Source organism: Pseudomonas wenzhouensis (assembly GCF_021029445.1).
In the GTDB taxonomy this organism is placed as follows: Bacteria; Pseudomonadota; Gammaproteobacteria; order Pseudomonadales; family Pseudomonadaceae; genus Aquipseudomonas; species Aquipseudomonas wenzhouensis.
Genome location: NZ_CP072610.1, coordinates 4,034,099 through 4,061,027 on the forward strand (window position 1 = coordinate 4,034,099; position 26,929 = coordinate 4,061,027).

The 26,929-nt window shown below is 55.8% G+C and carries 19 protein-coding genes and 1 pseudogene; 7 read left to right on the plus strand and 13 right to left on the minus strand.

Translation table 11 applies throughout. The features are described from left to right. Positions 1 to 784: 784 nt before the first annotated feature. The 8 genes from istB to J7655_RS18910 all read right to left on the minus strand — a co-directional run bounded on the left by istB (position 785) and on the right by J7655_RS18910 (position 14,861). Entirely contained in the window at positions 785 to 1,540 is a 756-nt protein-coding gene (istB, locus tag J7655_RS18875; RefSeq protein WP_230925724.1) for an IS21-like element ISPpu7 family helper ATPase IstB, read from the minus strand. A 17-nt stretch (positions 1,541 to 1,557) separates the two neighbouring features. After that, positions 1,558 to 3,072, minus strand: a complete 1,515-nt coding sequence (istA, locus tag J7655_RS18880) for an IS21 family transposase (protein WP_230925725.1) — start codon at positions 3,070 to 3,072, stop codon at positions 1,558 to 1,560. A gap of 837 nt (positions 3,073 to 3,909) precedes the next feature. Next, positions 3,910 to 4,626 carry a M48 family metallopeptidase gene (locus J7655_RS18885; RefSeq protein ID WP_230925726.1) on the minus strand — a complete coding sequence of 239 codons (717 nt, stop codon included), beginning with the start codon at positions 4,624 to 4,626 and terminating at the stop codon, positions 3,910 to 3,912. Next, positions 4,626 to 7,778, minus strand: a complete 3,153-nt coding sequence (locus J7655_RS18890; protein ID WP_230925727.1) for a type I restriction endonuclease subunit R — start codon at positions 7,776 to 7,778, stop codon at positions 4,626 to 4,628. Before J7655_RS18890 ends, J7655_RS18885 begins: the two co-directional genes overlap by 1 nt. 19 nt (positions 7,779 to 7,797) lie before the next feature. Beyond that, positions 7,798 to 9,771, minus strand: a complete 1,974-nt coding sequence (locus J7655_RS18895) for a GmrSD restriction endonuclease domain-containing protein (protein WP_230925728.1) — start codon at positions 9,769 to 9,771, stop codon at positions 7,798 to 7,800. After that, positions 9,764 to 11,173 carry a DUF262 domain-containing protein gene (locus J7655_RS18900; protein WP_230925729.1) on the minus strand — a complete coding sequence of 470 codons (1,410 nt, stop codon included), beginning with the start codon at positions 11,171 to 11,173 and terminating at the stop codon, positions 9,764 to 9,766. Before J7655_RS18900 ends, J7655_RS18895 begins: the two co-directional genes overlap by 8 nt. Further along, complete coding sequence (locus J7655_RS18905) at positions 11,170 to 12,387, minus strand: restriction endonuclease subunit S (protein ID WP_230925730.1); 1,218 nt, start codon at positions 12,385 to 12,387, stop codon at positions 11,170 to 11,172. The genes J7655_RS18900 and J7655_RS18905 overlap by 4 nt, the downstream gene beginning before the upstream one ends. Then, a complete protein-coding gene (locus J7655_RS18910; RefSeq protein ID WP_230925731.1) occupies positions 12,378 to 14,861 on the minus strand; it encodes a type I restriction-modification system subunit M in 2,484 nt (827 codons plus the stop codon). Before J7655_RS18910 ends, J7655_RS18905 begins: the two co-directional genes overlap by 10 nt. A 355-nt stretch (positions 14,862 to 15,216) precedes the next feature. Between J7655_RS18910 and J7655_RS18915 the strand changes: the two genes are divergently transcribed. Further along, positions 15,217 to 15,669, plus strand: coding sequence for a hypothetical protein (locus J7655_RS18915; protein WP_230925732.1), 453 nt, complete (start codon positions 15,217 to 15,219; stop codon positions 15,667 to 15,669). A 120-nt stretch (positions 15,670 to 15,789) separates the two neighbouring features. On the opposite strand, the gene J7655_RS18920 is transcribed toward J7655_RS18915, so the two are convergent. After that, positions 15,790 to 16,659 carry a site-specific integrase gene (locus J7655_RS18920; RefSeq protein ID WP_230925733.1) on the minus strand — a complete coding sequence of 290 codons (870 nt, stop codon included), beginning with the start codon at positions 16,657 to 16,659 and terminating at the stop codon, positions 15,790 to 15,792. 446 nt (positions 16,660 to 17,105) lie between these two features. Between J7655_RS18920 and J7655_RS18925 the strand changes: the two genes are divergently transcribed. Beyond that, positions 17,106 to 17,645 carry an SLATT domain-containing protein gene (locus tag J7655_RS18925; protein WP_074856360.1) on the plus strand — a complete coding sequence of 180 codons (540 nt, stop codon included), beginning with the start codon at positions 17,106 to 17,108 and terminating at the stop codon, positions 17,643 to 17,645. Next, positions 17,645 to 19,009 carry an RNA-directed DNA polymerase gene (locus J7655_RS18930; RefSeq protein WP_230925734.1) on the plus strand — a complete coding sequence of 455 codons (1,365 nt, stop codon included), beginning with the start codon at positions 17,645 to 17,647 and terminating at the stop codon, positions 19,007 to 19,009. The genes J7655_RS18925 and J7655_RS18930 overlap by 1 nt, the downstream gene beginning before the upstream one ends. A 172-nt stretch (positions 19,010 to 19,181) precedes the next feature. Here J7655_RS18930 and J7655_RS18935 read toward each other — a convergent pair whose 3' ends face one another. Next, the gene (locus J7655_RS18935; RefSeq protein WP_230925735.1) at positions 19,182 to 20,060 is read right to left on the minus strand and encodes a helix-turn-helix transcriptional regulator; all 879 of its coding nucleotides are present in this window, start codon (positions 20,058 to 20,060) and stop codon (positions 19,182 to 19,184) included. 381 nt (positions 20,061 to 20,441) lie between these two features. Between J7655_RS18935 and J7655_RS18940 the strand changes: the two genes are divergently transcribed. Beyond that, positions 20,442 to 20,588: a hypothetical protein gene (locus J7655_RS18940; RefSeq protein WP_169713323.1), complete on the plus strand. Its 147-nt coding sequence runs from the start codon at positions 20,442 to 20,444 to the stop codon at positions 20,586 to 20,588. Positions 20,589 to 20,659: 71 nt separating this feature from the next. Further along, positions 20,660 to 21,343, plus strand: coding sequence for a toll/interleukin-1 receptor domain-containing protein (locus J7655_RS18945; RefSeq protein WP_074856372.1), 684 nt, complete (start codon positions 20,660 to 20,662; stop codon positions 21,341 to 21,343). A gap of 1,301 nt (positions 21,344 to 22,644) precedes the next feature. Here the strand turns inward: J7655_RS18945 and J7655_RS18950 are convergent. Both J7655_RS18950 and J7655_RS18955 read right to left on the minus strand, forming a co-directional pair. Continuing rightward, positions 22,645 to 22,863 (minus strand): helix-turn-helix transcriptional regulator, encoded by a 219-nt coding sequence (locus tag J7655_RS18950; RefSeq protein ID WP_307692157.1) that lies wholly within the window; start codon positions 22,861 to 22,863, stop codon positions 22,645 to 22,647. 206 nt (positions 22,864 to 23,069) lie between these two features. Continuing rightward, positions 23,070 to 23,483 carry a site-specific integrase gene (locus J7655_RS18955; protein ID WP_230925736.1) on the minus strand — a complete coding sequence of 138 codons (414 nt, stop codon included), beginning with the start codon at positions 23,481 to 23,483 and terminating at the stop codon, positions 23,070 to 23,072. An 853-nt stretch (positions 23,484 to 24,336) separates the two neighbouring features. Here J7655_RS18955 and J7655_RS18960 point away from each other — a divergent pair. Both J7655_RS18960 and J7655_RS18965 read left to right on the plus strand, forming a co-directional pair. Beyond that, complete coding sequence (locus tag J7655_RS18960; RefSeq protein ID WP_230925737.1) at positions 24,337 to 25,305, plus strand: SPOR domain-containing protein; 969 nt, start codon at positions 24,337 to 24,339, stop codon at positions 25,303 to 25,305. Positions 25,306 to 25,429: 124 nt separating this feature from the next. Next, positions 25,430 to 25,996: a hypothetical protein gene (locus J7655_RS18965; protein WP_230925738.1), complete on the plus strand. Its 567-nt coding sequence runs from the start codon at positions 25,430 to 25,432 to the stop codon at positions 25,994 to 25,996. A gap of 415 nt (positions 25,997 to 26,411) precedes the next feature. Here J7655_RS18965 and J7655_RS18970 read toward each other — a convergent pair. Then, a pseudogene (locus J7655_RS18970) lies at positions 26,412 to 26,929 on the minus strand (LysR substrate-binding domain-containing protein); the annotation flags it as partial.

A 26,929-nucleotide genomic window follows, 5' to 3' on the forward strand; every position in this document is an offset into this window, starting at 1 on the left:
CTCTCTGTCGACATGGCTATGTATACACACCCCATTTTGCATAAGCTGCTTGAGCAGCTCGACGATCTGCCTTTCAGCAGACCCGTTACTGGATACCTGACCGATGCGTATATACGTGGATCTAGTGCGTTTGGAATCACCCATAAGCATGTGAGAGCAGACCGTTTCAGCGATGGCGATTTTATTCATACATCAGCCATCGTTCAGGTTGAGCGGGAGGGCCCGTTCTGGGTACTGCACACGCTGAGGGGCAGCTTTTACGTCATCCTCAGCTTCAACATCCTCAGGGGGGCACAATCTCTTGATGACTACCTGCAGCGACTGCTCACTATGTCTCACCCAGAGCCCTGGCAACTGCATTAAGCGGGCCATGCGGCCATCGATTTGCGACACGACCGTCGTGTCGCATGGCTTGGCTGCGACACGCCATGAGTATCGCAGGACATCAATGCGACACTCTTGGGCTGTCGCACAGTCACATGCGACACACCGGTCATGTCGTATGCAGTTGCTGCGACACTCTAGGCGTGTCGCACTCGGTTTTTTGCGATACACCCGGAGTGTCGCAACAGGTGGATGCGACACGATTATCGTGCCGTTAACGGCATTTTCAGTGCCGAATATGGCACCGAAAACAGCCAAACCCGACACTAGACTGCGGATTCCACGCCATCCGGCCACCCAGTCCACGCTCATCTGGCCAGGCATTCCACGGCCATCTGGCCACCTGTTCCACGGCCATCCGGCCGGGCAGTCGGAGCGCAGCGACGCAGGGGTGGCATTGTTAGTCCGGGTTGGCTGGCGTCGTCAATTTCTGCGTCCGTTTGCGCATTGATTCACCCTTCAGATTGATCCGATAAGCGTTGTGCACCAGGCGGTCGAGGATGGCATCGGCCAGGGTCGGATCGCCGATCAGTTCGTGCCAGTTGTCCACCGGCATCTGGCTGGTGACCAGGGTCGAGCGCTGGCCGTAGCGATCATCCAGTAGCTCCAGCATGTCGCGACGCTGTTCGGCGGTGAACGGGGCCAGACCCCAGTCATCGAGGATCAGCAGGTCGGTCTTGGCGTAGCTGCTCATCAGCTTGGCGAAGCGCCCGTCGCCGTGAGCCAGGCCCAACTCCTCCAGTAGGCGCGGCAAGCGCAGGTAACGCACGCTGTAGCCCTCTCGGCAGGCCTGGTGGGCCAGGGCGCAGGCCAGCCAGGTTTTGCCCACGCCGGTGGGGCCGCCGATGATCAGGTTGAGGCCGTCGCGTAGCCACTGGCCGCCGCTCAGTTGCAGGATCAGCGCCTTATCCAGCCCGCGCGGGCTGCGGTAGTCGATGTCTTCGAGGCTGGCGTTGTGCTTGAGCCGGGCCTGGCGCAGGCGGCTGCTCAGGCGCTTGTCGTCGCGTTCAGTCAGTTCGCGGTCGACCAACAGGCCGAGGCGTTCCTCGAAGCTCAGGCTGTCGATGTCCGGGGTTTTCAGTTGCTCGGCGAGTGCCTTGAGCATGCCGTGCAGGCGCAGGGTCTGGAGCTTGTCCAGGGTCGGATGGGGCAGCATGGTGGGATTCCTTGTGTTCAGTGGTAGTAGCCGGGGCCGCGCAGGTTGGCGTGGTCGTCCGGCAGCAGGGGCAGGTTGGCTTGAGCCAACGGCAGGTTTTCCAGCCCCTGGCGCAGGATCGATTCGAGGCTCTTGTAGCTGCACGCACCGAGGCTGAGGGCGCGACGGCAGGCCAACTCCAAGCGCACTTCGCCATGGGTCTTGCCCAGGCGCAGGATGCCCAGGCAGGCCCGGTAGCCTTGGGTTGGGTGGATGCGCCGTTCGAGGATGTGGCTGATCACGCCGGCCGTGTTCGGCCCGGTCTGCTCAGCCCAGCGGATCAGCCGTTGTGGCGTCCACTCGGCGTGCTCGCGATGGCTCTTGGGCATGTGCTCGGCCTGTGTGCTGTGCCGGCCCTTGTGCGGTGAGCGCAGGTGGCTGGCCACCCGCTGATTGGCGTGGAAGCACTCCACCGTGCGCGCTGTCAGGCGTACTTCCAGTTGTTTCTTCACCAGTTGGTACGGCACCGAGTAGTAGTGCCCATCGACCTCGACGTGGTAGTCGATGTGCACCCGCGCCTTCTTCCACTCGGCATACACGTAGGGCTGCTCCGGCAGTGGGCGCAGCGCTGGACGATCCAGGGCTTCGAAGGCCGAGTGCCGGGAGCCCGGCAGCTTGCGAAACGGTCGTCGGTTGAGCCGCTCCAGCAATAAGGCAATGGCGCTGTTGAGTTCGTCCAGGGAGAAGAACTGGCGGTTCCTCAGCGCGGCGAGGATCCAGCGCTCGACCACCTGCACGCCGACCTCAGCCTTAGCCTTGTCGCGCGGCTTACGCGCCCGCGCCGGCACCACCGCCACGCCATAGTGCTCGGCCAGATCGCGGTAGCTCGGGTTGATGTCCGGCTCGTAGCGATGGCTCTTGCTCACCGCGCTGCGCAGGTTGTCCGGCACCACGATCTCGGGCACGCCGCCGAGGAAGGCGAAGCAGCGGGCATGGGAGCCCAGCCAGTCAGGTAACTGCTGCGACCAGGTGGCTTCGGCGAAGGTGTAGCTGGATGCACCAAGCACCGCGACGAACACCTGCGCCTGGCGGATCTCGCCGCTGTGGCGGTCGATCACCGGCACCGTCTGCCCGGCGTAGTCGACGAACAACTTCTCGCCGACGCGATGCTCCTGGCGCATCACCACGTCCAGCTTGCCCTGCCAGGCTCGGTAGTGCTCGCAGAACCAGCTGTATTGAAAGCCCTGCGGCTGGCTCAGGCGATACTCCTGCCAGAGCAGCGCCAGGGTCACGCCGGGGCGACGCAGCTCGGCGTGGATCATGGCCCAATCGGGCAGCGGTCGTTGCTCGCTGGGTACCGCCGGCGGTGGCGGGAACAGCTGATGCTCCAACTCGGCATCGGACAACGAACAGGGCCAACTGAGACCGCTGGCGGCAAAACGATTGAGGTAGTCGCCGACGGTGACACGACCGACCTGCACGCTGACCGCAATCTGGCGAGCCGATAGTCCGACCTCGAACTTGAGACGTAGTACTTCGCGAATCTTACGCATGGATAAATGCTCCACGACGACCTCTCTGCTTCGAAAAAGAGGTCGATGGTAGTGAAGAAATCCTGCGTTACTGCCTGCCCGGTTGAGTGGCCGGATGGCCGTGGAATCAGTGGCCGGATGCGCGTGGAATGGGTGGCCGGATCACCGTGGAATCGGTGGTCAGATGCTCATGGAATGGGTGGCCAGATGACCGTGGAATCCGCACACTAGACCTGCCACTTTTGACACAAATAGTGCCCGTACTGGCACTACTTTTTTCGGTTATATTTTCTTATAAGTCATTGAAAATAAACATTTCTATGATTTTTTTCATAACCAAATCATCGCTGAGTGGCCAGCATTTTTGAATGCAGGCATTTCGGAACACTTGCCATGGCACCGCTCCGCATCTCCCCGCTCGTCCCTTCAGCGCCCTGGCGCTGGCTGCTTTTCGATTTTGATGACAAACAAACGCCGTAGGCAACCGGAGGCTTAGGCCCCACCAGCAAGACCGCCTCATTCAGCCCGGCAAGCCGGGCTGGCTAAGCTTTGACAACAAATACAAGGGAGGGGGCGTACTTGAAGCAGCCGTCCAGGAGCATCTTCAAGTACGCCCCCTCCTCCCCATACTTGAACCCTCAAGTATGGGGCAGTTGGGTGTTTTCCCGCGTAGCCATGGTTTGCGAAACGAATGTGCAGCAAACCGAGCGAAGAGGGAAAATGCCCAACTGCCATCGCGCAGCGACAGGCTTTGTTGTCAAAAAGCAGCTTTTGACTCGCCGCAGGTGAGTGGCTGGCTGGTCATTCGATGCAGAGCATGGCTAATAGGGAGGAATGAAGCAGGGCCTCCAGTTGCCCTCACTCCCTCCAAACCTCCGCAGCGAGCGGCAGCTCATTCAGCTCAGCGCGCGCCTCACGCCAGGTTGGGAAATGCTCCCCGAGGATGGAGATGAAGCGCTCGTTATGGGTGGGCTCAAGCAGGTGCACCATCTCGTGAACGATCACGTATTCAAGGAGATCTTTCGGCTTCTTGATCAGCTCAGTATTCAAGCGAATGTTGCCAGCCTTGTGGTTACAGCTACCCCACTTGGTTTTCATTCGCTGCAGGTAATAACCAGCCACCTTGACCTGCAGCTTTCGCTCCCACTTCTTGATCAGCGCAGGCACCACGGCATGCAGCTGCTTCTTGTGCCATTCATGCATCACCTCTGCCCGTTTGAGTGCATCGCTACCGGGGCGCACCGTTAAGGTGATGCGTTTGTGGTCGAGCATCACCGCAGGCTTGGCATCCAGGTAATTCAACACCATCAGGTAGCGACGCCCCCAGATATAGTGACTCTCTCGCTCCACAAACTGACGCGGTTCCTCTCGGGCCTGAGCATCCAACTTACTCTGCTGATCACGAATCCAGCCCAATTTTGAAATCGCGTAAGCCCGCGCGACCTCAAGCCGAGTGCTGGTGGGAGCGACTAGCGTGACCCGGCCCTCTGGCGGATGAACCGTCAGGTGGACATTCTTGATGTCCTTGCGGGTCACCGAAATAGAAATATCGCCCAGCTCAATAATCTCGTGCATCAATAGCCCGGTTGGTTCTTGATGATTTCAAAAATGGCCAGGGTTGCTTCACGGTCACGCCCCATCAGCGGGAACAGCGCATTCAGAACCTGCGCCTCACGCGCGGAGTCCCCCCTCCAGGACGCCGGGGCTGATCCGCGCATGGCGGTATCAATAGCCAAGGCCAACGTCACTTTTTCAGCCTCATCTTGCGGACACAGGAAGGTGCTCGCAGCAATGCTATCGAGGTTGTTGAACAACACAGTGGCCTCGCGATGGCCATTAAGGGCCGCAGGTGAGCCTCCTGCCCCCTTCTGCGCCATCTGCCGAACCAACGCCTCAGCTTTGCGTAGGAACTCCTCGTAGGCAGCCGCATCATCCCGGCTCTGCTTGATCAGATCTTCCAGTAACCGAGACATCCCCTCGTAGAACCTAGGGTCAGTCAACTGCTCGCGGATGATGGTCTTGCGCACGTTATTGATGATGCTTTCGGCAATCGCATCCTTGGAGAGATTGCCCTTGGCATTGAGCTTCTTGGCGATGGCATCGTGAACGCCAGTCTGGATGATCAACTCAACCAATGAAAAGTTATCGACCGTACTCAACGGATCAGCGGGGTCAGCCTGGATATAGGTATTGAGCAGATGCCGCATGTCCGCTTCGAATGGCTTGATATCCAGCTCCTCGCCAGAGTGCTTTTTGATCGCCTCACGCAAATCGGCGTAAAACTGCACTTCTGCCTGCAGCTTTTCAGCTTCAGCCAACGAGTACCCTGCTTCGGTCAGATTTTGCGCCAAATCAGCAAAGGCCCGTACAAACGAGGCCACTGCCTTGTAGAAGGACACTCGCAGCGCCTCCGTCTCATCCAACGCATTGGCATCAGCGGCGGCGCCGCAAAAGTAGTGGATGAACTGCTCAACCTCACGCGGCGGTGCGACAGGGGCACATAGATAACTCAGGGCCTCACGGGCGGCATCCAGCTGTTTCTTGCCCTCGACCAGCCAGTTCTTCAGCTCAACATTGTTGCTACCACCGTTGCCGGCATCGATATCCAGCTCATCGGAGGTGTAGACCGAAATAGCATCCTGCACATCACCAAAAAGCTCCTTGAAATCGACGATATAGCCAAAGTCCTTGTCATCACCGTCGAGTCGGTTGGTGCGGCATATTGCCTGGAACAGGTTGTGATCACGCAGCTCGTTATCCAGATAGATATAGGAGCAACTCGGCGCATCGAAGCCTGTCAGCAGCTTGCTGACCACGATGAGCAGCTTGAGGTTGGCTGGCTCCTCGATAAAACGGCGCTTGGTCTCTTCCTCATACGCGGTAGTGGTCTGCTCAGGCTTCAGCACGTAACGCGTATAGGTATCGAACTTATATCGCTCATCGCTTTGTGGCGGCTCACGGGAGATCGCGTTGTGGTTCGGCTCATAGGACGTAACGATGCCGCAGTAAGGGCCGAACGAGGTGTTCTGAAAAAGGCGGAAGTAATGACATGCGTCGTAGATGCTGGCAGCCACCAGAATTGCCGTGCCCCGGTCGTTGTTCAACCGAGGTTTCAGACTGAAGTCCTCGATGATGCTGGCAATAATGCGCTGCTTGCGCTCGCCGGCACTCATAAGCGATTCCATAGTGGCCCAACGCTTACGGAGGATGGATTTCTGATAGTTGTTCAGCCCCTTGGTTCTCTGCTCGAACCAGGCATCGATGGCCTTTGGCGAAGTCAAGCGCTGCGGCACGTCACGTGCTTCGTACTTGAGGTCCAGCACCACCTTGTCCGCGACAGCCTCGTGGAATTTATAGGTGTGGATATAGGTGCCGAACACGTCGCGCGTGGTCTGTTTGTCCTTGCGCAGAAGCGGCGTACCGGTAAAGCCGATAAACAGCGCACCTGACAGCCACTGCTTCATCTGCTTGTTCATGTCGCCACCCTGAGTACGGTGGCATTCGTCTACAAACACATAGAACCGCCCATGTATGGGTGGAGGCGGTACGCTCAGATCCGGCTCGAACTTGTGCAACAACGCGCAGAGCAGTCGAGGGGTAGTGGCAGACAGCTTCTGCACGAGATCAGCACGAGAAGTGATGCGCGGCGAAGGTGAGTCATTGCCGATGACACCAGCATTGCGCATCACCCCGGAGATTTGCTTATCCAGCTCATCGCGATCAGTGATCACCAGAATGCGCGCTTCAGGGTCATGCTCCAGCAACCACTTGGCGATCAACACCATCAGGATGCTCTTGCCACTGCCCTGAGTATGCCAGATCACCCCGCCTTCTTTACGCCGCACCCGCTCCTGCGCAGCCTTCACTGCGGCGTACTGATGCGGGCGCGGCACCTTCTTGATACCAGCGTCAAAGATGATGAAATTGCGGATCAGATCGAGCAGACGCGACTTCTCGCACATCTGCGCCAGTGGGCCATCCAGCAGACACCCCGACTTCACTGCCTCTGCACCGGGTAACGCTTGATAGCCAGCCGGCATCTCACGCTGAGTATTCGGCTCAACTGGCTCAGGTTTTAACGCGCCAGCCTTCCACTCCACAAAGAACTCGGCACGCGTGGTGGCAGTGCCATAGCGCAAGCCCTGAGAGTCGCTACCGGCGAGCACCAGTTGCACCGTAGTGAAGAACCCCAGGTTGAAGATTTCCTCCTGGTTGGTGATCAGTTGGTTGATACCGTCTGCCACGTCCACCGAGCTGCGTTTCAGCTCAATCACGCCGATGGCGAGCCCATTCAAGTAAATCACCAGGTCAGGGCGACGCTCGTGACCACCGCGAAGGGTCACTTCCTCGGCGATGGCAAAATCATTGCGCTCGGGGCGCTCCCAATCGACCAGATGCACTGTCTCGTGGGCCTGACCAACAGCCACCTGCACCGGCACGCCGTAACGTAGCAACTGATAGGTGCGCAGGTTGGCCTGATACAGTGTGATGCCGGTGGCATCCGCCGCAGCCATCAGTTTTTGCAGCGCCGCCGATATTTGCGCATCGGTGTAACCACGCCGTTTCAGGTTGGCCTGCAGCAGCTCAGCCTCAATGTTGCGGTTTTGCCCGCGCTTGCTCCACTCGCCTAGGTAGTCGTAACCGAGGCAATCGAGCCGCGCTTTGTCCGTAAACAAAGCCACCACTCGGTTCTGGGTATGGCGTTCGGGGCGAGGTTTCTGAGTCATCGGGTGCATCCTGCAGGGTTTACTCGGTCACGTGTTTGCTGGCGAGGCTCTTCAGCAGCACGTCCATCATTTGCTGGTAATGCTTACGTATGGCCTGAGCATCCCAGGGTTCGGCCTTCATCATCAGGTGCTGCTTGAGGCTGTCGATGCTGTTGTTCTGATAGAACTCTTTCTTTGCCGTCGGCATGAAATTGCTGAGACGAGAGTTCTTGTCATGGCTGATCAGACACAGGTTGCCAAACGAGTTCAGAGTCTCGACATCGAGCGGAGCATGCCCGGGCAATGGATGCTGCGGGTAGTAGTGTTCCACCGAGCTGCGGAAGGTGAACTCGTAAGGTTTCACCTTCTCATCACCCTGATGTTCAAGCCAAAGCAGATAATCCAGGAAGTTGAACACCAGATTGTTTTCGATATTGCCGAAGCTCAAAAGCGGCTTCAGCGCCTCTGCCGTTACGTCTTCGCCACGGGTCTGACAGACGCCCTTGTTCCCGTAGATCATCGCGAAGTATTCCAAGCCCGCCTCGGCAGCCAGAAAGCGGTCAAAGACAAATGCCTTCGCGACTGACTCCATGTACTGCAGGTAGGCCTGAGCCTCAACCTGCTCAGCATGAAACAGGTAATGCAGCGCCGCGTTCAGCCAATGCTTGTAAACCAGCGTTGGCGTGGACACATGAAACGCCGACAGCAGCATCAAGATGCGACGATTGATACCTTCGTTGCCTTCTTCTTCACCAAAGGTATTCACATAGCTGCCGCGCCCCGCTCGGCTGCGCTCGCCGCCGTCGTTCCATTTGAAGCGTTTAAGGCTCCAACCGTCCGCACCCTTGATGAATTCGCGCTTGATCACAAACTGATCAAAAAGGTACTTACTGCGCAGCAGACTGAAGGTAAAACGCTTCACCGCAGCAGCCGGGTCAGGCTGCTTCAGAATATGGGCTTCAAAGGTGTCAAGCAGGCGCTTGTCATCCAAGGGGATGTCCGCTTGCGTATCTACACGCAGCACATGCAGCAGAAAGTTCGGGAAATTGATCACCGTGTTGAAGCGCTCGGGCGCCTCATCACCCGTCTTATCCTGCTCGACACCAACAGACGTCCTGGCAATGATCTGCTCAAGGGTTAATGGTGCGTCCTGCCGGTCTACAAATTCCTGCGTACGGTGCAGTGCAGCAGAAAGCTCATCAAAGTTCGCGGGCTCAAACCGGCCCCAATTCTGCTCACCAAAAATGCTGCTGCGCTGGCCGGGTGTGAAGCCCATCTGCACGTAACGCTCCATATTTGCGCAGGCTTCCCATACGGTGTGCAGGCAGTTCTGGCTCTGCTGGCAGCCCTGCAACTTCTCCATCATCCGCGCCTTGAGCACCTCGTGCTTCTCTAGCTGCTCGCCACGGTTGTTCATGATCTCGAAGTAATGGTTCAGGTCAGTATCCGCCGGCACCTTCACCCGCATGATCTGCACATAGCGAAACAGAAAATCCGCGAACTGCTGGGGTGAAACGTCGTTCTCTTTGAGCTTGTGCGGCAACACCTTATGGATCAGCCGATAGCCATTGAGGATGCCGGTATTGATCTGCTGTTCAGCCAGTATCTCAGCAGGGTCATCCTTGAAACGCCCCTCGAAGATGGCGGCAAAGGTCGCCCGCGAATGCTCGCGGCTATCGAAGTGGATACTCAGGTTGGCATACCAATCGAGGTCAACCGCCTTGCTGTTCTTCAGGTAGGAGGTCAGCAACGACAGCGTTGTCAGCCGCTGCTGACCATCGATGGTTTCGAACACGGGCGTTTTGCCGTCCGTGCGCTCATACACCACCAGGCTGCCAATGTAGTAGTTACGTGCTTGATCGCCACGCTTCGGCAGGTAGTCGATTACGTCCTGAATCAATTGGGTGATCTCACCCTCTTCCCAGGCGTAATTGCGCTGATACATCGGGATAACGTAATCATCACGGCCGCCGAGTAGCTGCCGGATGGAAAGCTGGGTGATGGCCTCACTCACGGTATTTCATCTCCCTGAATAGCGCCTCGATTGCCTCGGTTTTGGTCGAACTGTTGCTGGTGAGTGCTTTCAGCGGTTGATTGATAACGTCCGCCGGACGAGTGGCGTCCTTGATCAGCCGGAACAGATTGTTCGCCAGCACGTAGTTATCCATGCTCGCAAGCTGCACCACCTGCATCTGCAAACGCAGGCTGTAGGCCCAGATAAAGATTTTCTCGATGGCCCGCGACAGCTCGGCGTGGCCGAACTTATCGATGTAGTAGATCAACAGACAATCGAACATCGCCCGCACGTAACGATCACCCGTGCGGGCTCTCGCCGTGTAGTTGTCGAGCACCGCCATGATCCTTGGTGCAAAGCCATCGAGCGCTGCATCCCCGCCTCGCTCATGCTCATTCCTGGGCTTGCCGCTGATGCGCGCCACCTTGCTCTGGTAATGGCTGATCAGCTCAAAGAAGCGCCGACCATTGATGATGATCTGGTCCAGGTGGAAGGGAAAACCCATCTCACGCGAATCGACCTTGCGCTCGTATTGCCCGTTGTAGTGATCGACAAAATGGTGGGCGATACGCAGTTGCTCCACATAGGGGTAGCTGGCCACCGTATCGATATTCACGCCCTTGAACAGGTCGCTATCGTCCTTGCTGAAGTAACGCGCCGATACGCCTTTTGACCAATTGCGGATGCGGTACAGGTATTGCGAAAACAGCGTGGCCAGCTCCTTGGTATCACTGTTTTCCCAGCGGGCCACCGTGGCCACCTTCAATGGCTCGTCACGCGGGCTGAACTCACGCAGGTGGTAGGCCTTGAGCAGATCATGCGGTTCCAGATCGCGGCCCCGAGCATTCTGCGAGTCGAAGAACTGGAAGGCCTCGGACACATCCGTCAGCGCCACCGCAACGACCTGGCACTTGTTCAGGAAGAAGTCGATATGCGCCTCGGTAAAGTCCGCACGGGAGACGATGCGGGCCACCTCAAGGTAATTGCTGTGGATGTTCTTATGCGAGATCTCGCTGGTAAAGCTGGGGTTGATCATTACCTGCTCAAGCTTGAGTAACTGCTCCTGTAGGTCTTTGCGTTCGAGCTTCTTTTCCTTGCTCCGCTGAATCAATGCACGGGCCGCCAGCAGCAGGCTGATGGTGCGCTGCTGACCATCGACGATGTTGTTTTTCTCGCCCTCCCGGTGAAACACGATAGTGCCCAGGCGGTAAGCGGACTTGTCCTTGTGGATGGCGATATCGGAGAAGAGTTGGTTGATGTTCTTGCCGGTCCACTTGTACGGACGCTGGTACTGGGGAATTTCCAGCGCCGGGTCCATAAGCAAGTCATACACGCTGGTGATCGTGCTGGAGAGTTCGGTGGCCTGCTGCGCTTGTTTTGCACCCATGCCCAAGTCGGTCATACCAAGCGCGTCCTTCCGGTGAGCAGCTCTTGCATCATGCCTTGTTTAAGGACACGGGTTTTGGCCAAGCGTTGCTCCAGAACGGCCAATTCGGCGTCCATATCGGATAGCACGGAGGCGATGGCGGTTTGTTCAGGAAGCGATGGCAGATCAACCTCAACAATCTTTAGCGACTCTTTATTCAGGGTGTAACCTTTCACGGCCTGTTTGCCATACAGAGAAAAATCAGTTCTTCCGAGTGCGTAGTACAGGAATTCACCACTGGCTTGAAGATTTTTGAAGCTGCAGATAGCTTCATTGGTGTAAAGATCACAGCCCGCAAAACACAGCCGCCCGATAGAAAGCTTGAAGCTCATCAACAGTGTTCCTTTGGGGATAACCTCCATTGTTGAGGCTGCCAACTCTGTGATTTCCTCTTTGGACTCTGAAACCACTTTTCCTTGAAAATCAGCAATAGAAAGCCACTTATAGCCACGCCCCCAAAATTTTTTGTTTAAGCGCGCCGGCGTGCGCCCCATGGCTATGTCACAAATCTCCCCCAACCGCTTAACCTCCCACTCGCTGTGGAAGCCGGAAAGACGGGTTTGGCCGGTGAGGAGCTGTTGCATGGCAGCCAGTTTAAGGTCTCGCTTCTTCGCGATAAGCCGCTCCAGCGCACCCAGCAGCTCATCCACATCACTTAGTGCCGTCGCGATGGCACGCTGTTCGGACAGAGAGGGAATCGGAACGGGCATCATACGAAGCGTGCCGGCATTTACGTTCTTCTGCGCCCCACCAATCTGACTCTGAGTGAAAAATCTCTGCCCGATCTCAGAGTTGATGTAGTGGCATAGAAAACTACTATCCACCTCACGATGATTTGGCCGGGTGATTAGCGTGGTAAAACTTTGAGCGGAATCGTACTGGGGCGGAACGATGGCCGTAACACCTGGATAGCCCGTTCTCATAGTGAGCAAATCACCGCTACGAAGCCTTTTGTTTTTAAAGGTTATTTCGTATTCGGGGGCGATGAAAAGCAGATCACTGTCATCTAGCTTGCCTGCTTTGACATTCTGGTTTCTGAACATCGGCACGCCTTTGACTCTGTAGGCGTGGGTCGCGGCGCTAGCAATACCGACCATGATTTTCTCGGCTATCTCTGTTAAAGACTTAACCTCCCACTGCATTGGAACAACGCCAATTTCGGTCTGCTTGTAGCCCGGCTTCACGGCCATACCGCCCCCATCTTCTTCAGATGTTCGTCCACACGACTAGCCAGCACGGCGACTTCATCAACAAGCTGCAGCAATGGCATGGCATAGCGCTCGCTGAGTTCACGAATACGCCCGGTCAGGGTTTGCGACACACGATCCAGTTCGCCCTGTACGGCGACGGTCAGGGTGGCCAGCCACTTGTCGTCCACCACCAGGGTTTTGATTTCGGCTTCGCTGAGCTGCGGGTACTTGCCGTGGATCTTGTTGTCGAGGTCTTCCTCGGCCTTTTTCAGCTTGGCCTTGAGGGCGCCTTGCTGGTCGAGCAGCTTGGCATAGTCGGCCAGCACCTTGAGTTCATCCTCATAGTCCGGGTCGTTATCGATCTCGCGTTGGCGGGCCTTGATGGCTTTGGCGGTGACTTTCTGCTTGTCGCCTTCGCCTTCGATCACCTCGCTGAGCGAGCCATCCTCACCACTGTGCTCTTCGAGCAGTTCGCTCATGCTTTGCTCGATACTGGACAGCTGCGTTTCCAGTCCTTCGATGGCGCTACGCTCAGCGCTGAAGTAGCGGGCAACCAGCAGCTCGACTGGAATCAGGTCGGACTTGAAGCGGCGCTTGCCTTGGCTGTAGTCATGCTTCTCCGCCCAGACCAGCTTGTTGTTCTTGTCCTTTACCTTGTGGATCTCACGCACTGTCGCGCCAGCCATCCAGCCATCGGCGCTGATCAGGTAGCAGTCGTCCTGCATGGTCTCGGCCCAGTAGTCCATCAGGTGCTGGTAGATGTCGTAATGGTCGAGCAAGGGCGCCTTGGCAAAGACGCTAAGCAGTTCTTCCGAGAGCTTGAAAATGAGTTCCTTGGGATGGCTGCTGGCGGCATCCGCAGCAAAGCCGTTGAGCTGCGGAATGCTGCTAGCCAGCCACTGGTTGTACAGCACATCCACCCCGGCCTTGAACGCAGTGAACTGCGGATGGCCGAAGATAACCGGCTTCACGTCGCAGTTGACCAGCTCAAAGTAACCGGCGTGGCTGGCGGGTTTGAACAGGGCCGTACGCAGATCAGGCATCACTTGCCAGTAGCGATCCAGAGCATCGATATCCCGCTCGGGAATACCGCCACGCAAGTGGCCGTCGATATCCTGAATATCCTCCGGCTCGCTGCTGTCGATATAGCGCGGCAGGTTGAGGTTGAAGTCGTTCTTCGGATCACTGATCTCGTCGAAGGCGACCATACGTGCGTAACGCGGCACATCGACCATGCGGGTAAAGGTATCGACGATCTTGTGCACATCCTGGTCGCGCAGACGGTTTTTCGGGCCGTCTTTGATAAAGCCTTTGGCGGCATCGATCATAAAGATGCCTTTACGCGCGCTGGCATTTTCCTTGTCCAACACCAGGATGCAGGCGGGAATGCCGGTGCCGTAAAACAGGTTGGCCGGCAAGCCTATGATGGCCTTGAGGTAGCCGGAGCGCACTAGCTTCTCGCGGATTACCGCCTCGGCATTGCCACGAAAAAGCACGCCGTGAGGCAGGATGCAGGCGGCTTTGCCGGTGTTTTTCATGGAGCGGATGATGTGCAACAGAAAGGCATAGTCGCCTTGTTTGGCGGGCGGCTCGCCCCAGGCAAAGCGCTGGTAGGGATCGTTGGCAGGCGTTAAACCAACGCTCCAGGTTTTGACCGAGAACGGCGGGTTAGCCACCACGTAGTCATAGGTACGCAGCTGTTCGCCATCCTTGAACTTGGGCGTGGACAGCGTGTTGCCCTGCAGGATGTTGGCGGTCGGGAAGTCATGAAGGATCATGTTCATGCGGGCAAGACCAGCTGTGGTCACGTCCATCTCCTGCCCTTCCAGGGTGATGTGCTTCCCGGCCTGGTCAGCCACTTTCAGCAACAGCGAACCTGAGCCGCAGGTCGGGTCATATACCGTGGTTGAGCCCACTGAATTTGCAGGCGTGATACCAATGACCTTGGCGATAACGCGGCTGACCTCGGACGGAGTGTAGAACTGCCCTTTGCTCTTGCCGCTTTCGCTGGCGAAGTGGCGCATCAGGTATTCGTAGGCGTCGCCGAGGATGTCGTCGTTGTCGGCGCGGTTCTTCGAGAAATCCAGCTCAGGCTTTTCGAAAATCGCAACCAGATTGCTGAGTCGCTCCACCATGTCCTTCCCCTCGCCGAGCTTGCTCGGGTCGTTGAAGTCGGGGAAGTCACTGCGGGCAAGCCGGGCGTTGGCATCGATCAGCGGCTGGATGATCTGCGTGTTGATCTTGTCGCCGATATCGGCCTTGCCCTTGAGGGCGACCATATCCTTGAAGCTGGCACCTGCCGGGATGGTCACCGGTGGCGCGAAGTCATCCGAATTGCCGTACTTGTCGGAGATGTACTTGATGAACAGCATGAACAGGACGTAGTCCTTGTACTGGCTGGCATCCATCCCGCCACGCAACTCGTCGCACGAAGCCCAGAGGGAGGAGTAAAGGTCGGATTTCTTGATAGCCACGAACAATCCTTGCTGGTGTAAAAAATAAGTACGCAGGCTTAGCCCTCTGCCATGCCCCTGCAGTTCGCTTCAGAAGCTGGCTGAGCATCAGCAGATGCATTGAGATAAGTGGGCGATAGCCACCTGCGATTAACACGCGAACCTTATCCACTTCGGCCATATCGGGCCAGCTTGGCTGTGCATACAGGTAAAGTTTTGGCACTCGCGTGGCTGCTATCCAGCCGCCTGCTTAAGTTACGAAGCATCGCCGCAGAATGCGAAGCCTGTCACGAAAAATCATGGAGCTTAGAACGACCTAAAGCCTGTCAGGGCTGAGCGCCTCACCACGAGGAGCCACTCAATAGGACACAGGTCGATGAACAATGCCAAGCCATGGATATTTAACGCTTCTTACAACAACGGGATTGCCGCCAGAGCGGAATACCAGAGCGTGCCCGCCGTATCACTCGCGCTGATTCAGCTTGGTGGCGCGGGCGGTCCTAAATGCCTGTACACACCACTCTCATGGCAGCAAGCCACCCACCTTGGCCACTACTTGATAGAGCACGGGCCACAGATCAACTCCTTCGAGCAGGCCCAGGCGGCGCTGCAAGTTGAACTCGATACCGAGCTGAACACTACGCCTGACTTCGCAACCACCATCAGCGCCGCCAACGGCATCGTCTTTCACGACGACACCTTTCTGGCTGCGGACTTCACGCCCTATGGCACCTGGGCAGAAACCGTCTGCGGGGACTTACATCAGGTGCGGCTGGAAATGATCGACTCCAGAGCACCCGCCCCCTTCGCGATCTGTCTTTTTTACTGATACGCCTCTGCACAGGGTGCGGGCAGAAGGCATCAGCCTGGTCGCATACCCGACCATTTGATTGCCCCTGCCTACAGATGAGCTGAGATGCTGAAAATTAGCAGCAGATGAACTCAATCATCAGCAATCTACCCGCAGTGCCTTTGAGCGAGTGCGAGCATACGCCGCATGCGTTGTTCGAATAGCCGATAGATCCGCGTCCTTGGCAGGCCTTACCTGGACAGCTTCGGCTCGCCCGAAGCGCTTGTCGCCGTAGCGACCAATGGAATCCGTCGCCTGGTGCCCCATCACATATGCCATCTGACGCCTGGACGCTCCAGTGGCCTTCAAATTCGCGCCGAACTGGTGTCGCAACGTATACATGGAGGGAGTCCGCCCACGCGGAAAGATCTTTTTGGCCACCGCGTGGATCGCCATACGCATGGAGTCGAGGCTTCGATCCTCTTTGTGAAAAGCTTCCAGAGCATTACACACGAGATCGCAGAATTCCTGACTGGCCTCAAGCTCTCGGTCAGCACCGCGCAATCCACCATGACTGTGCTTAGCGCCAGGGATAATGATCCGCTGCTCATCTACAGTGATGCCCGCCAGCTCGCAAGGCCTCGCGCCAGTCATGCTAATCAACATCAACGCCCCTGCCTCGACAGGCATTTCATCCGCCAAAAGCCCCTCCACCCAACGGCCAAAATCCTCATCAGAAATTCTCTGCTGCCGGACTGGCTTTCGCTTACGCGGCAAGCCGAGCACGGTAACCGGGTTGAGCGTCCGGTTGATCTCCTGAGCAATCCAAAACTTGCCCCTTAGCTTTTGATCCAGAGCCAACGCATTGCGCAACCGCCTGAAATAGTCAGGCCGATAGCCTGGGGCGGCGCGCAGCAATGCACCAATGATGTTGAACTCGTTGAGTTCGCTAAGTGGAGTGTCTGGCAGGTGTGTGGCGTAAAAGTGACTCGCCAGTGAGCGGTAAGCATTTTGGGTTTCTGTGTTCATGCTGATTCTTCTTGTTGTGTTTACGACGTTCTCGTACACAACCAGCATGAGAAATGAGTAAAAACTATTGCAACACTAAAATCAATTATTTTTGTATAACGCCGATCAAGCCGGCGTCAAACAGGGTAGCTATCGCCAGCAGTGGATAAATGAAGATTCTCCTCGGAGGACGGGCATAAAGCAGTCAATAGCGAACAATCATGCACCTAGAAGTACCATCGCGTCCCATAGCCTTGCCGCCATTGCGCTGTAAGCTTCTCTGATGGGTAGTGGCATTGTAAGATCACTGCGGAAGAGGCAGGTTCCTCCTCTCGTTTATTCGAGGGCGGTTCTGATAATTAACAGCTTCGGCTGTTGGGCTAAAACCCCACTGATCCCCACTGGGGATGTTCAAAGGTTACTCAAATCCCCCTGCCTCTTCCCCTAATCCCTATGGAGATGTACGCGTGAAGGACAGCGTCTGGTTCACCTACAAGGCCCGCATTCAGGCCCATCACCGCCTAGATTGGCTGGACTTCCACTCACAGATGCTACTGGTGTGGTACGCAATACTCAGCGCAACATTAGGCGTACTGACCATTCGCTACGAACATCTCCTCGGCCCCGACACCGACATGATGGCCACTGTACTTTCCATCGCTTTACTTGGCGTCTCGCTCGCAGTGACTAACCGCGACTTTCGGGCTCGCGCCATGATGATGCGCAAAAACTACCTGCAACTGCAGGCCCTATACCGTGATCTTTCCCTCGGCGCCGCCCCGACCCCAGTGCAAGCGGCAAAGTATGACGAGCTGCTAGCTGAGTGTGAAAATCACAGAGAAATCGACGACCGCATTGCACGCGTATTTGCAACCGGGCTTACCAGTCGAAACCCGACAGCGTTCGAGAATTGCTATGCCATATCCTGGCTCAGCGCTCGCCTGATTATTACCGTAGCCCTATATGTACTTCCCCTTGCCGTGGGTTTGCTGACCTGGATGTGCTAATGAGCGCTGCGCGTAGTTTCAAGAAATACTTTGCTCGCAGATCGCTCCTCCGAGTCTATGCCGAAAAGATCAAAACTTCGGGGGCCATCGGGCTTGACCGCACTAGACCGGCCAAGCTGGACGCCAAACTGACAAATGAGCTTGAGCTCATCATTCAGAAGGTTCACCAGGGTAAATATAGGTTCACAGCCTATAAGGAAAAGCTAATCCTCAAGGGAGCCACCGCCCTCCCTAGACAGATATCAATCCCAACAGCACGGGATCGTATTGTCCTGCGAGCACTGTGTGAGTGTCTTGCTGAGGTATACCCGGCAGCCAAGCTCTCGCTACCCCAGGGAGTCATTGAAGACCTGAAGAGCGCTTTAGCATCTGGGGTCTATAGCGAGTACGCCAAGATTGACTTGAAGCATTTCTACCCTTCAATCCCGCACTCTCTGATCAATGCCGCTGTTCGAAAAAAGATCCGCAAGACGGAACTGAAGCAACTTATTGCATCTGCAATCACCACGCCGACCGTGCCTGAGTCCAAAGGCAGAAAAGACACCCCCAACACAACCATTGGCGTACCCCAGGGCCTGGCAGTCTCCAACTTGTTGGCCGAAATTGCACTTCAAGACGTCGACTTAGCTTTCAAGAGTCGACCAGATATTTGGTACAAGCGCTACGTCGATGACATCTTGATCCTTACGCCAGAGAATCAGTCCGAGGCAGTGGCCAATGAGCTCATTAACGAGCTCAAGAACATGGGACTACAGCCCCACGAGTTTGGTCCGGAATCAAAATCTAAGTTTGCACCTCTTACAGAACCCTTCAGTTTCCTGGGGTATCAGGTCGAAGGCGGTCAGATCATTATTCGCCGGGAGAGCATCCTCCGCTTCGAGTCCTCGATTGCCAAAATTTTCACGGCTTACCGACACAAGGTTGCAACCGCAAGGTCACCAGAGGATATAGAGCGAGCTAGGGCGTATTGTGAATGGAAGGTAAACCTTCGGATCACCGGCTGCTTCTTCGGCGGCAAACGACGGGGCTGGGCCTCGTACTTCTCCCAAATTACGTCGACAGCGCAGCTGCGGTCGGTCAATCATACGATCCGCAACCTGACCACACGCTTTTCGCTTAACGGAAAAATCAGAACAAAATCGTTGATCAAGACCTTCTATGAGCTTCGTCGTGGAAGAGCTGGCAACCATACCTACATCCCCAACTTGGACGACCACAGTATCGCGGACAAACGCAAGCTACTGGCACTATGGATTGGGGATGCTGCCCAGCGTCTACGCGATGACCAGGTGGAGCGGCTTTTCGAGGTCAAGGTAACCAAGGCCGTAAGGGAGCTCGAAGAAGATATTGCACAAACATCTTGATGGGCTAAAAGCCCACAAACCAGGCTGCTGTCCCGCCCCCCTACAACAATCTCAACACAGCCCATCGCATCGGGTTTAAATACTGATTAGGAGACGTCTTGGGGTGGACTATTCATAACCCATCACAACACCTTGCTGACGCAGAACGAATACTCCCCCGCTCGGAAGATGATTAGCTATTCGGGCTTTTGTATCCGGGGGCAAACATTGAACTCTCTACTCCATACAGAGCTAATGGGTCACTCAGCCAGAGACGGTAAGCCTTGTCCTTATTGCTATGGTCTGGAGAACAGTCAACGTGGTACTGCTGCAGGACATATCCTGCCATCGCCGCGCGTACGCGAAGCCTGAGCACACCATCAGGCATGTCATAGTCACACATCACTATCCGCTCACAGTTTTTATCTGGATGCGGGACGAGGGGCAAATCCAGCATGCGATTCCACTGATCATCATGCTTTGGATTTTCTACGCTACGAGGTTTCTGCCCCAACTGAACTTGAGCGTGACCGATGCGCGCCAGTACGAAGTCCACAAACTTCTCACGCTTCCTATCGTAAGCCCGAACATGCCAGCGCAACCCATCACATCCGACAGCGAAGGGCACTATTTCTCGCTCAGACTCCCCCGAGCCCGACGTGTAGTTAATTTTCACCACTTGATTGAGGCTGATCGCACGAGTGATTGGTGCAAGGATTTCAACCTTCGGCTTGCTGAGTAGTGAAACCGCCTCATTGAGGATCAAAGGCTGCTCGCCCTCTAGGCCGTAACCGTATCCATGGGAAAGGGCAGTGAGCACTCGCTCAGGTGAATGCGCAACTATGGGAGAGAAGCTGTCGCGTATCACGTAATGCTTAGCCACCGTGTCGAGCTCAGTGTTTCCTGAAGCAATCTCACGGTATTGCGCGAAGTCCCGAGTAGCGGCAGCGGCGCCCACCCCGAAACGGTCCATTAGATCCGCTCGGGAGACGGCCCCTGTGAAATAGAGACGGAAGTCTATGTACACCAAGCGCTCCCGCTGTGCCTGGCTGTAATCCTTCAAGTCAATCATCTGCTCTCCGTCGTGCCTACTGAATCGGCTTACCTGTCTTGGTGCATGGCCAGCACACGATCGATCCCATCTGATGAGAACGATAGCACACGAGCGCTTGACCTAATCAAAATGATGATGATATGGTTAAATTATGATCTTCCTGGTCGCTACTTTATAGCACATAAGGTGACTTAGATATGAGCTTGACGGCGTGGTAAACGCCAGAAACGAAAAGGCCGATCAAGGTGCAAACTTGACCGGCCTCGGTAAAAGACATCTGAACTGGCTCTAGATGTCTCTCGCGCTTTTGTGAGGAAAGCCTTGCGATGGTAGCCCCAAGGGTCTGCTTATGCAAGGGAGCGAGTTTTGTGTTCGAGCCACCTCAATGGGAGACAATTTATGTCCCAGCTTGAGATGTTCGAAAAGCCCGACGGGGAAGGTGAGGTCATCTATCGCATGACTATCACCACCAAGTCGGGAAAGGTGATCCGGCGCGCTAACGGTCAACCGTTCCGCATCGTTATTCGCCCCAAAGCGGCCAATTGATTTGATCGCTTAACACACCCAGGGCAGGTTCTCTGCCCTGGGGCTAGCTCCAACTCATGCAGGATTACGACATGTCTAGATGCACAGCTCCAGTACGTGGGCATAGCTCAGCAGCAGCTGCTGCCGCCTGCCCTGCTTGTCGATACCGCAGCAGTTTTCGATCCTACTACCCATCCTCAAGCGGTGGCGGGAGTAGCTACGGAAGTGTCGGTGGTGGAGGTAGGTCTAGCGGGGGCTCAAGGCCACGCTGGTCCAAAGCGGGTTCATCCGTGCCATACACATTTGCTCAAGTCCAATCCCTCACACCAATTCGTCAGACAGTAGAGACGCGAGCAGCTGTGCAACCTGACCTACGTGACGTATTTCTGTGTCACGCATGGGACGACCGCCAGGGAGCAGCTAAAGAACTGCACGAACTCCTGATAGCAGCGGGAGTCAAAGTTTGGTTCAGCGAGAAGGATCTTGGACTTGGCGTTCCGATGATGCGTGCCATTGACAAAGGCTTAGCAAATTCACGGATTGGACTTGTCCTGGTGACCCCTGCGCTATTGGCTCGCCTACCGAAAGAGAGCGTCGCCGACAAAGAACTGTCAGCACTCCTGGCAGGTAATCAGCTAGTTCCGATTGTACACAACACCACATACGACGCTCTTCGCAATGTCAGTCCCTTACTTGCGTCCCGAAGCGGCTTAGACACTGCAGAAGACTCCATGTCAGTGGTAGCGCAAAAAATTGCCGAGCTGGTAAGTCTCTAGCAGCATTGCTCACAGGGTTAGCACTAACTTGTACTGGCCGTGCCTGAACTATGAGCGCCAGTACATAGAAGGAGGTCTAGATGTGGCCACGTAATTTATACACTGGACCCGGCGGCGGCTTATACACGGGCCCTGGTGGCGGGATGTACACAGGCCCTGGTGGTGGCGCATACACTGGACCAGGCGGTGGTATGTACTCTGGCCCAGGAGGCGGTATGTATACAGGGCCGGGAGGGGGTTTATATACGGGGCCTGGCGGCGGACTTTATACCGGCCCAGGAGGCGGCGCCTATACTGGCCCCGGTGGAGGCTTATACATAGGGCCTGGTGGTGGCCTTTATAGCGGACCAGGCGGAGGAATGTATGCAGGCCCCAGCGATTACATGAGCAACATTCCACCGTGGCATATATTTGCCAAATATCTGGCCAGAATTGGAATGAAAAAAGAAGCTCAATACATCCTTTCCCAACTTCAATGAAAAATACCTAAAAAGCTGCTCAAACCCTGCCACCATCTTCGAGATCTGGGAGGGGGTTACCCACAGACCGGGCACTAGAACTGAAAATCCTACGTTCCAAGCAGAATTCGGGTAGGAGGCGGGGTCACCCCCGCCGTCCTCCCACACCACCGTACGTACGGTTCCGTATACGGCGGTTCCTGCCTACTGACCAACAGCGTCAGCGAGCTTGGTTCCGTTGATGTGTCGCCTGTGGTAACTAAGCGCCCAGACCGGCCCTCGGAGTTTCCGACTCCTACCTCCTGGTGGTCTCGACCGCCGCTGTTCACGACGCTTCTGCTTTACGCTCCAACAGAGAGCACACCTGACTATCCACTCATGACAGGTTCAGCCCTTCATTGCTCCGGTTGCGAGCAACTACTACGGCCTCTGCTGACTTCTGTTCGCCCATCCCGTCACCTCGCGGCGCCGGTAGCACATGGCAGGTCAAACAGATCTCCCAGGGTAATTCGCGCGACTTTCCTGCTTATGCCTGTCGGATCTACGTCACAGCGTTCCGTGCAAGTATTGGGCTTTGGCAATTTTGGCTACCTTACCCCGCTGCACCGCCTAATCCGCTTCCTGTTCGTCAGGCCAGCATTTTGCCTCGGGCTTCCTTCAGATTCGCAGTCACCCACGACACCCTTGCCTCTGGCTAACACTTCCCCTTGCCGGGTGTGTAGAGGACTTTCACCTCCTAGTCGTCCAGCTCACCACCACAGTGAACCGAACAGCGCCAGTCACGGCGCTACGCGCCATGCCTGGCGCACCAAAAAAACGCCGGTCAATCGACCGGCCTCTTTACTATCTCGCTGCAGCTGCACTGGCTATCCAGTCGTCGACTTCGTGCTGAAGCCAGCGGCTTGCTCGGCCTATCTTCACCTGTCTCGGGAAGTCACCCTCTCGGATACGGCAGTAGATAGTTTTACGACTCAATCCGACTTTGCGGCTAACCGCATTGAAGTCCAGAAGGATCATCTCAGACATAACCCACCTCCCAGAAAGAGAGGCCGGTGGATTCATGCGGGCACTGCGGTGGTAATGCGTTCCTCATAGCTGACTGCTCTGCCGGATCGTGCCTTCAAGGCATTAGTTCTACTTTTCCAATTCCACTGCGCATCAAGTAGACAACGTCACAGCAGCAAACCTAGAGGCTCCGGATAACCTCACACCTGTATATTTCCACAGCAATATAGGCTGCGCAACAAAATACTTGACTTTTCTGAAACTTATCCAATTTCGAACAAATCTAGCTGCTCAGCTTGATGCTCATCCTCATCAGAACTATCGAGCAGGCGGCCAAGCGCGGCATCGAAGGCCTCCATGGTCGGGCGCATCTGAGGCAATTTCGCTTCAGGGTTATTGCGGTAGTGCGTTACGACAACGCCTGTTTGCCCGTGTGACTGCAAAGCGTCACTATCGAAATCCTTGATACCGTTGCGCTGCATGAACTGCGTGCACGTGCGCCGGATATCACGCGGGGTAAATTTCGACACGGGTTGGCCATCCAGCTTGGCATGCTCAGTCGCAAACCACTCGCTCACCGCATGAGACAAACTGGACGGGTGAATCGGCGTTTGCCCATCAATGCTCCATGGGTATACAGCCCCTTGCGGCTGCAAGGCACGAACCTGCTCCAGCACCTGTCACCGGCAACTTGGTGCATATCTGCGGTGGCAAAAAATCCGCAGAGCTGCACCGTGGTGCTGACCGAACGCTGGTGATCGAGAAACCCCGCATTTTGAAATTGATTGAGTGGGCTGCTCACAGGATGTCGAAGTGCCAACGCACCAACACTGCTATCAGAGACCGCTTTCGCAGGGAATGCCGGAGTCTCTGGTCTAGACGCAAAAAGCATCCAACGCTAAAGAGCTTCCGACATCAGATCGGCTCGATTCTGAAAGCGTCTGGAGAAAATCCGGAAACCATGGCGTACATCATGGGGCATCAGTCCACAGAATCGATCAGCGTCTATGGCGATGGGCGCTCTGGCGCAGACCGAAAAAGCCACATCAGACCTGCAGAGGGCATTGACCTGTCCAGGGTACGAAAACCCAAGAGTCCTCCACGGTACGGAAACGGCAGGGTGATTGGCCTGATTGAATTTCCAGCCGCTACTCGTGGCTGGCTTCCAGGCCCCTCAACGGGCCCAAACCATCAAAAAGGATAGCTATCGCCCGTGGGCGAAAGCAGACGGCCATATCCAATACTGATTGCAACAGGCTGGAATCGGCCAGAAGCGGTCAGTCACGAAAGACAGAGTCGACCCCGAGCTGACGCTCGGCAGCATCAATATCGTGTCTCCGATTATTTACCGACTGGGTTGTGGGGCTGGCGAGACCGGCAGAGGTAGATGCGTCGCGCGCTGATCACACAAAAAGATCCCGTTTACTGGCCAGCCAGAACAGATAACGCCAAACTCCGACGTGTGAAGCCGGCGCTGGCTGGTTTTCGATCACAAACTGGATAGCCCCAAAAATGCTTGTGAGGAGCCTGATGAAAAGGAAGTTACTTCTGTCCGTTCTGGGGCTGGTTGCCGTTTCAGTGGGTGGTTTCTACTACTACACGACCACACCAACCTATTCCGTCCTGCAGATCCGCAACGCGGTACAGGACCATGACGTGGCCTTGTTCGAAAAGCATGTTGATGTCGACACGCTCTTCAATCGCCTGATTGACGATGTGATGGCGCAAGCACTCTTCCAGGCCGCTAATGAGGATAACTCCGGTTGGAGCACGCTCGGCAGTGCCTTGGGCACGGGCATTGTGCAGATGATGAAGCCAACTCTTGTGAGCGCGCTGAAGTCGTCGACCTTGCGGTACGTCGAAACGGGCGAGCTGGTTAAAGGCGGACAACGTGTCGCGCCCTCTGCAGTGCCTGCTGTTGCCAGTGATGCGGCTAAAAAGGCCAGTCTTGACGGCATGGCATCGTCATTTGGCCTGGAGCAGTTGAAGCTGCAGGATTACGACGTCGAGAAGCAGGGCAAGGTGGCCATCGTGACCATACCCTACCGTAACGAACAGCTCGATCTTCCCCTTGAGATGAAGTTCACCCTGCGTGACCAGGGTGGTTACTGGCAGCTGGTGCAGTTCAATAATGCGGCTGAAATCATGTCAGCGATTGAGAAGGAGCAGCAGCGCCGACTGACTGAAGCCAACAACAAGATCACGGCTGCCCCCAAAAAACCGGTTTCTGTGAATGATGAGCTTTTGTGGAGTGTTCAGGTCGCGTCCTTGAGCAGTAAAGAGACAGCCGAGAAGCTTGAAATGCGCTTAAAGGACGCCGGGTATGAAGTGTACACAACCACGGCTGATGGCATGAATCGGATCTTTTGTGGCCCCTACAAAGGCCGGGAACATGCAGACATAGCTAAGGATCAACTGCAGCGCCAGCAACGTCTTAACGGGTTTGTTGTGCGCTATGAAGATCCCAAAGTTGGCGCCAGTCTTCTGCTAAAGCCTTGATCACACGCCACGATCTAAACCTCCGGTCCGAGCCGATTTCTATGCAGTTGAATAGGCAGCTATTTGCTGGAAGCGAGCTTCAGAGAACTGCGGCTCTGCACAACAACAGGGAGGCAAAGCAAACATGGTTCGTGAAACGGTACTGATCGACAACTGCGCATGGGATATTCTTGAAAGTCGAGGAGTCGTTCTGGTCGACGAGTGCGGGGAAGATCTGCAATTCACCGTCAGCGATCTTGGCTTGATTGAGATCCCGGCAGGCTCTCATCCGAGTGAAGACGCCCAGCGAGTTGGTAAGTACGCACGAGCGCAACTGGCAGCCCTAGAAGCAGAACCCGCAGTCTGGTTTCAATTCAGGGATATTAATGCCCCGGCCCCAAGTGGGGGTGGTTTCGGTGAGTTGCAGACTGACGGTAGCGTCACGGGTGGGGGGTTCCTGACCAGTGTCGAAGGGCGGGCGTATGCCGACGCGAACGAACACCGAATCGGCGGCGCCAGCGGTGTGAAGAGGATGGGGAGCGGTCTGCTCAAGCATCAGACCGACATTGATTACGGAGAATGGTCTGCAGGCCTTCTGGTGATTACTGCCAATCCCAAGGACTTTAAAGCTGGGGCCAAGGCCCTGGATATCCGCACCTGGGGGGCGGGTAGCTTCGGTGACTTCGTACGGAAAGCTCTTGCGGAGAGGTAGCTCCACCCGTTGAAGCGGCCGGGTCGCTGGATGCACTGTTTGGATGCACAGAGCAGCGAGTTTGGACGAGGAAAAGGGACAGACCTATTTCCCCTACCCTGCACTAAATGTCTGCTCTTGGCCGGAAGTGGACGTAGTAAGAATCTGGTATCGGTCGATTCTGTTGAAAAAGTCCCGTCGCGATTTTTCCCCATGAAAGAGCGTGAGCGACGTCTGGTGCGTTCATAAGACAGAGCTGCGTTGATTTTTACGGAGCAACGCCGAAATCGAGCGTTTTTTTGCGCTGTCGTTAAGCCGCTCTCTCAGCAGCCGACTTTTTCAACAGAATTAGTCAGTAGCGGTCTTTCGCTAATGACTCATTGACGTTAAGACCAGTCAATACAGGCCGAGTTTGTGATCTTTAAGAGGCTACCCGCTAGTATAGGTTTGCCCAAAAGGCTTCTGCGAACGGACTTAACGGGGCAATCGGCCGTGTCAGATGAATTTCCAAAGGTATATCCCAGCTCTCGTCCAGGGCCCGACTGAGCCTTAAGTCGACCACCTCTTGCTCACTGAGGCTTTTGGGTAGCCAGGCTATACCTTTATTTTCCAAGGCCATCGACATCAGCACGGCTGCCAGGTGGCTGCTGAAGAGAGGCTTTAAGTGAAGGTAGTCAGCCCTGCCCTGAAGACGGTGAGAAACAATTCGACCTAGCCCCGACTCGTCTGTGTAAGCGAGATAGGGAAGGGATGCCGGAGACGATCCGAATTCAGCGGATGTGCCCGCAAGAGGCAACAGAATGTCTTCACCGATTTTCTTGCTGACGAACTGATCCAGGGGTAAACGGGGGGGACCTCAGGATGGCGGTGACAGAGCAAGAATTGCACCTGACCATGAGTCAGCATCTGTTCGCATACCGCCATGCTGTCCGAATGCAGCCTGACTGCCTCGAT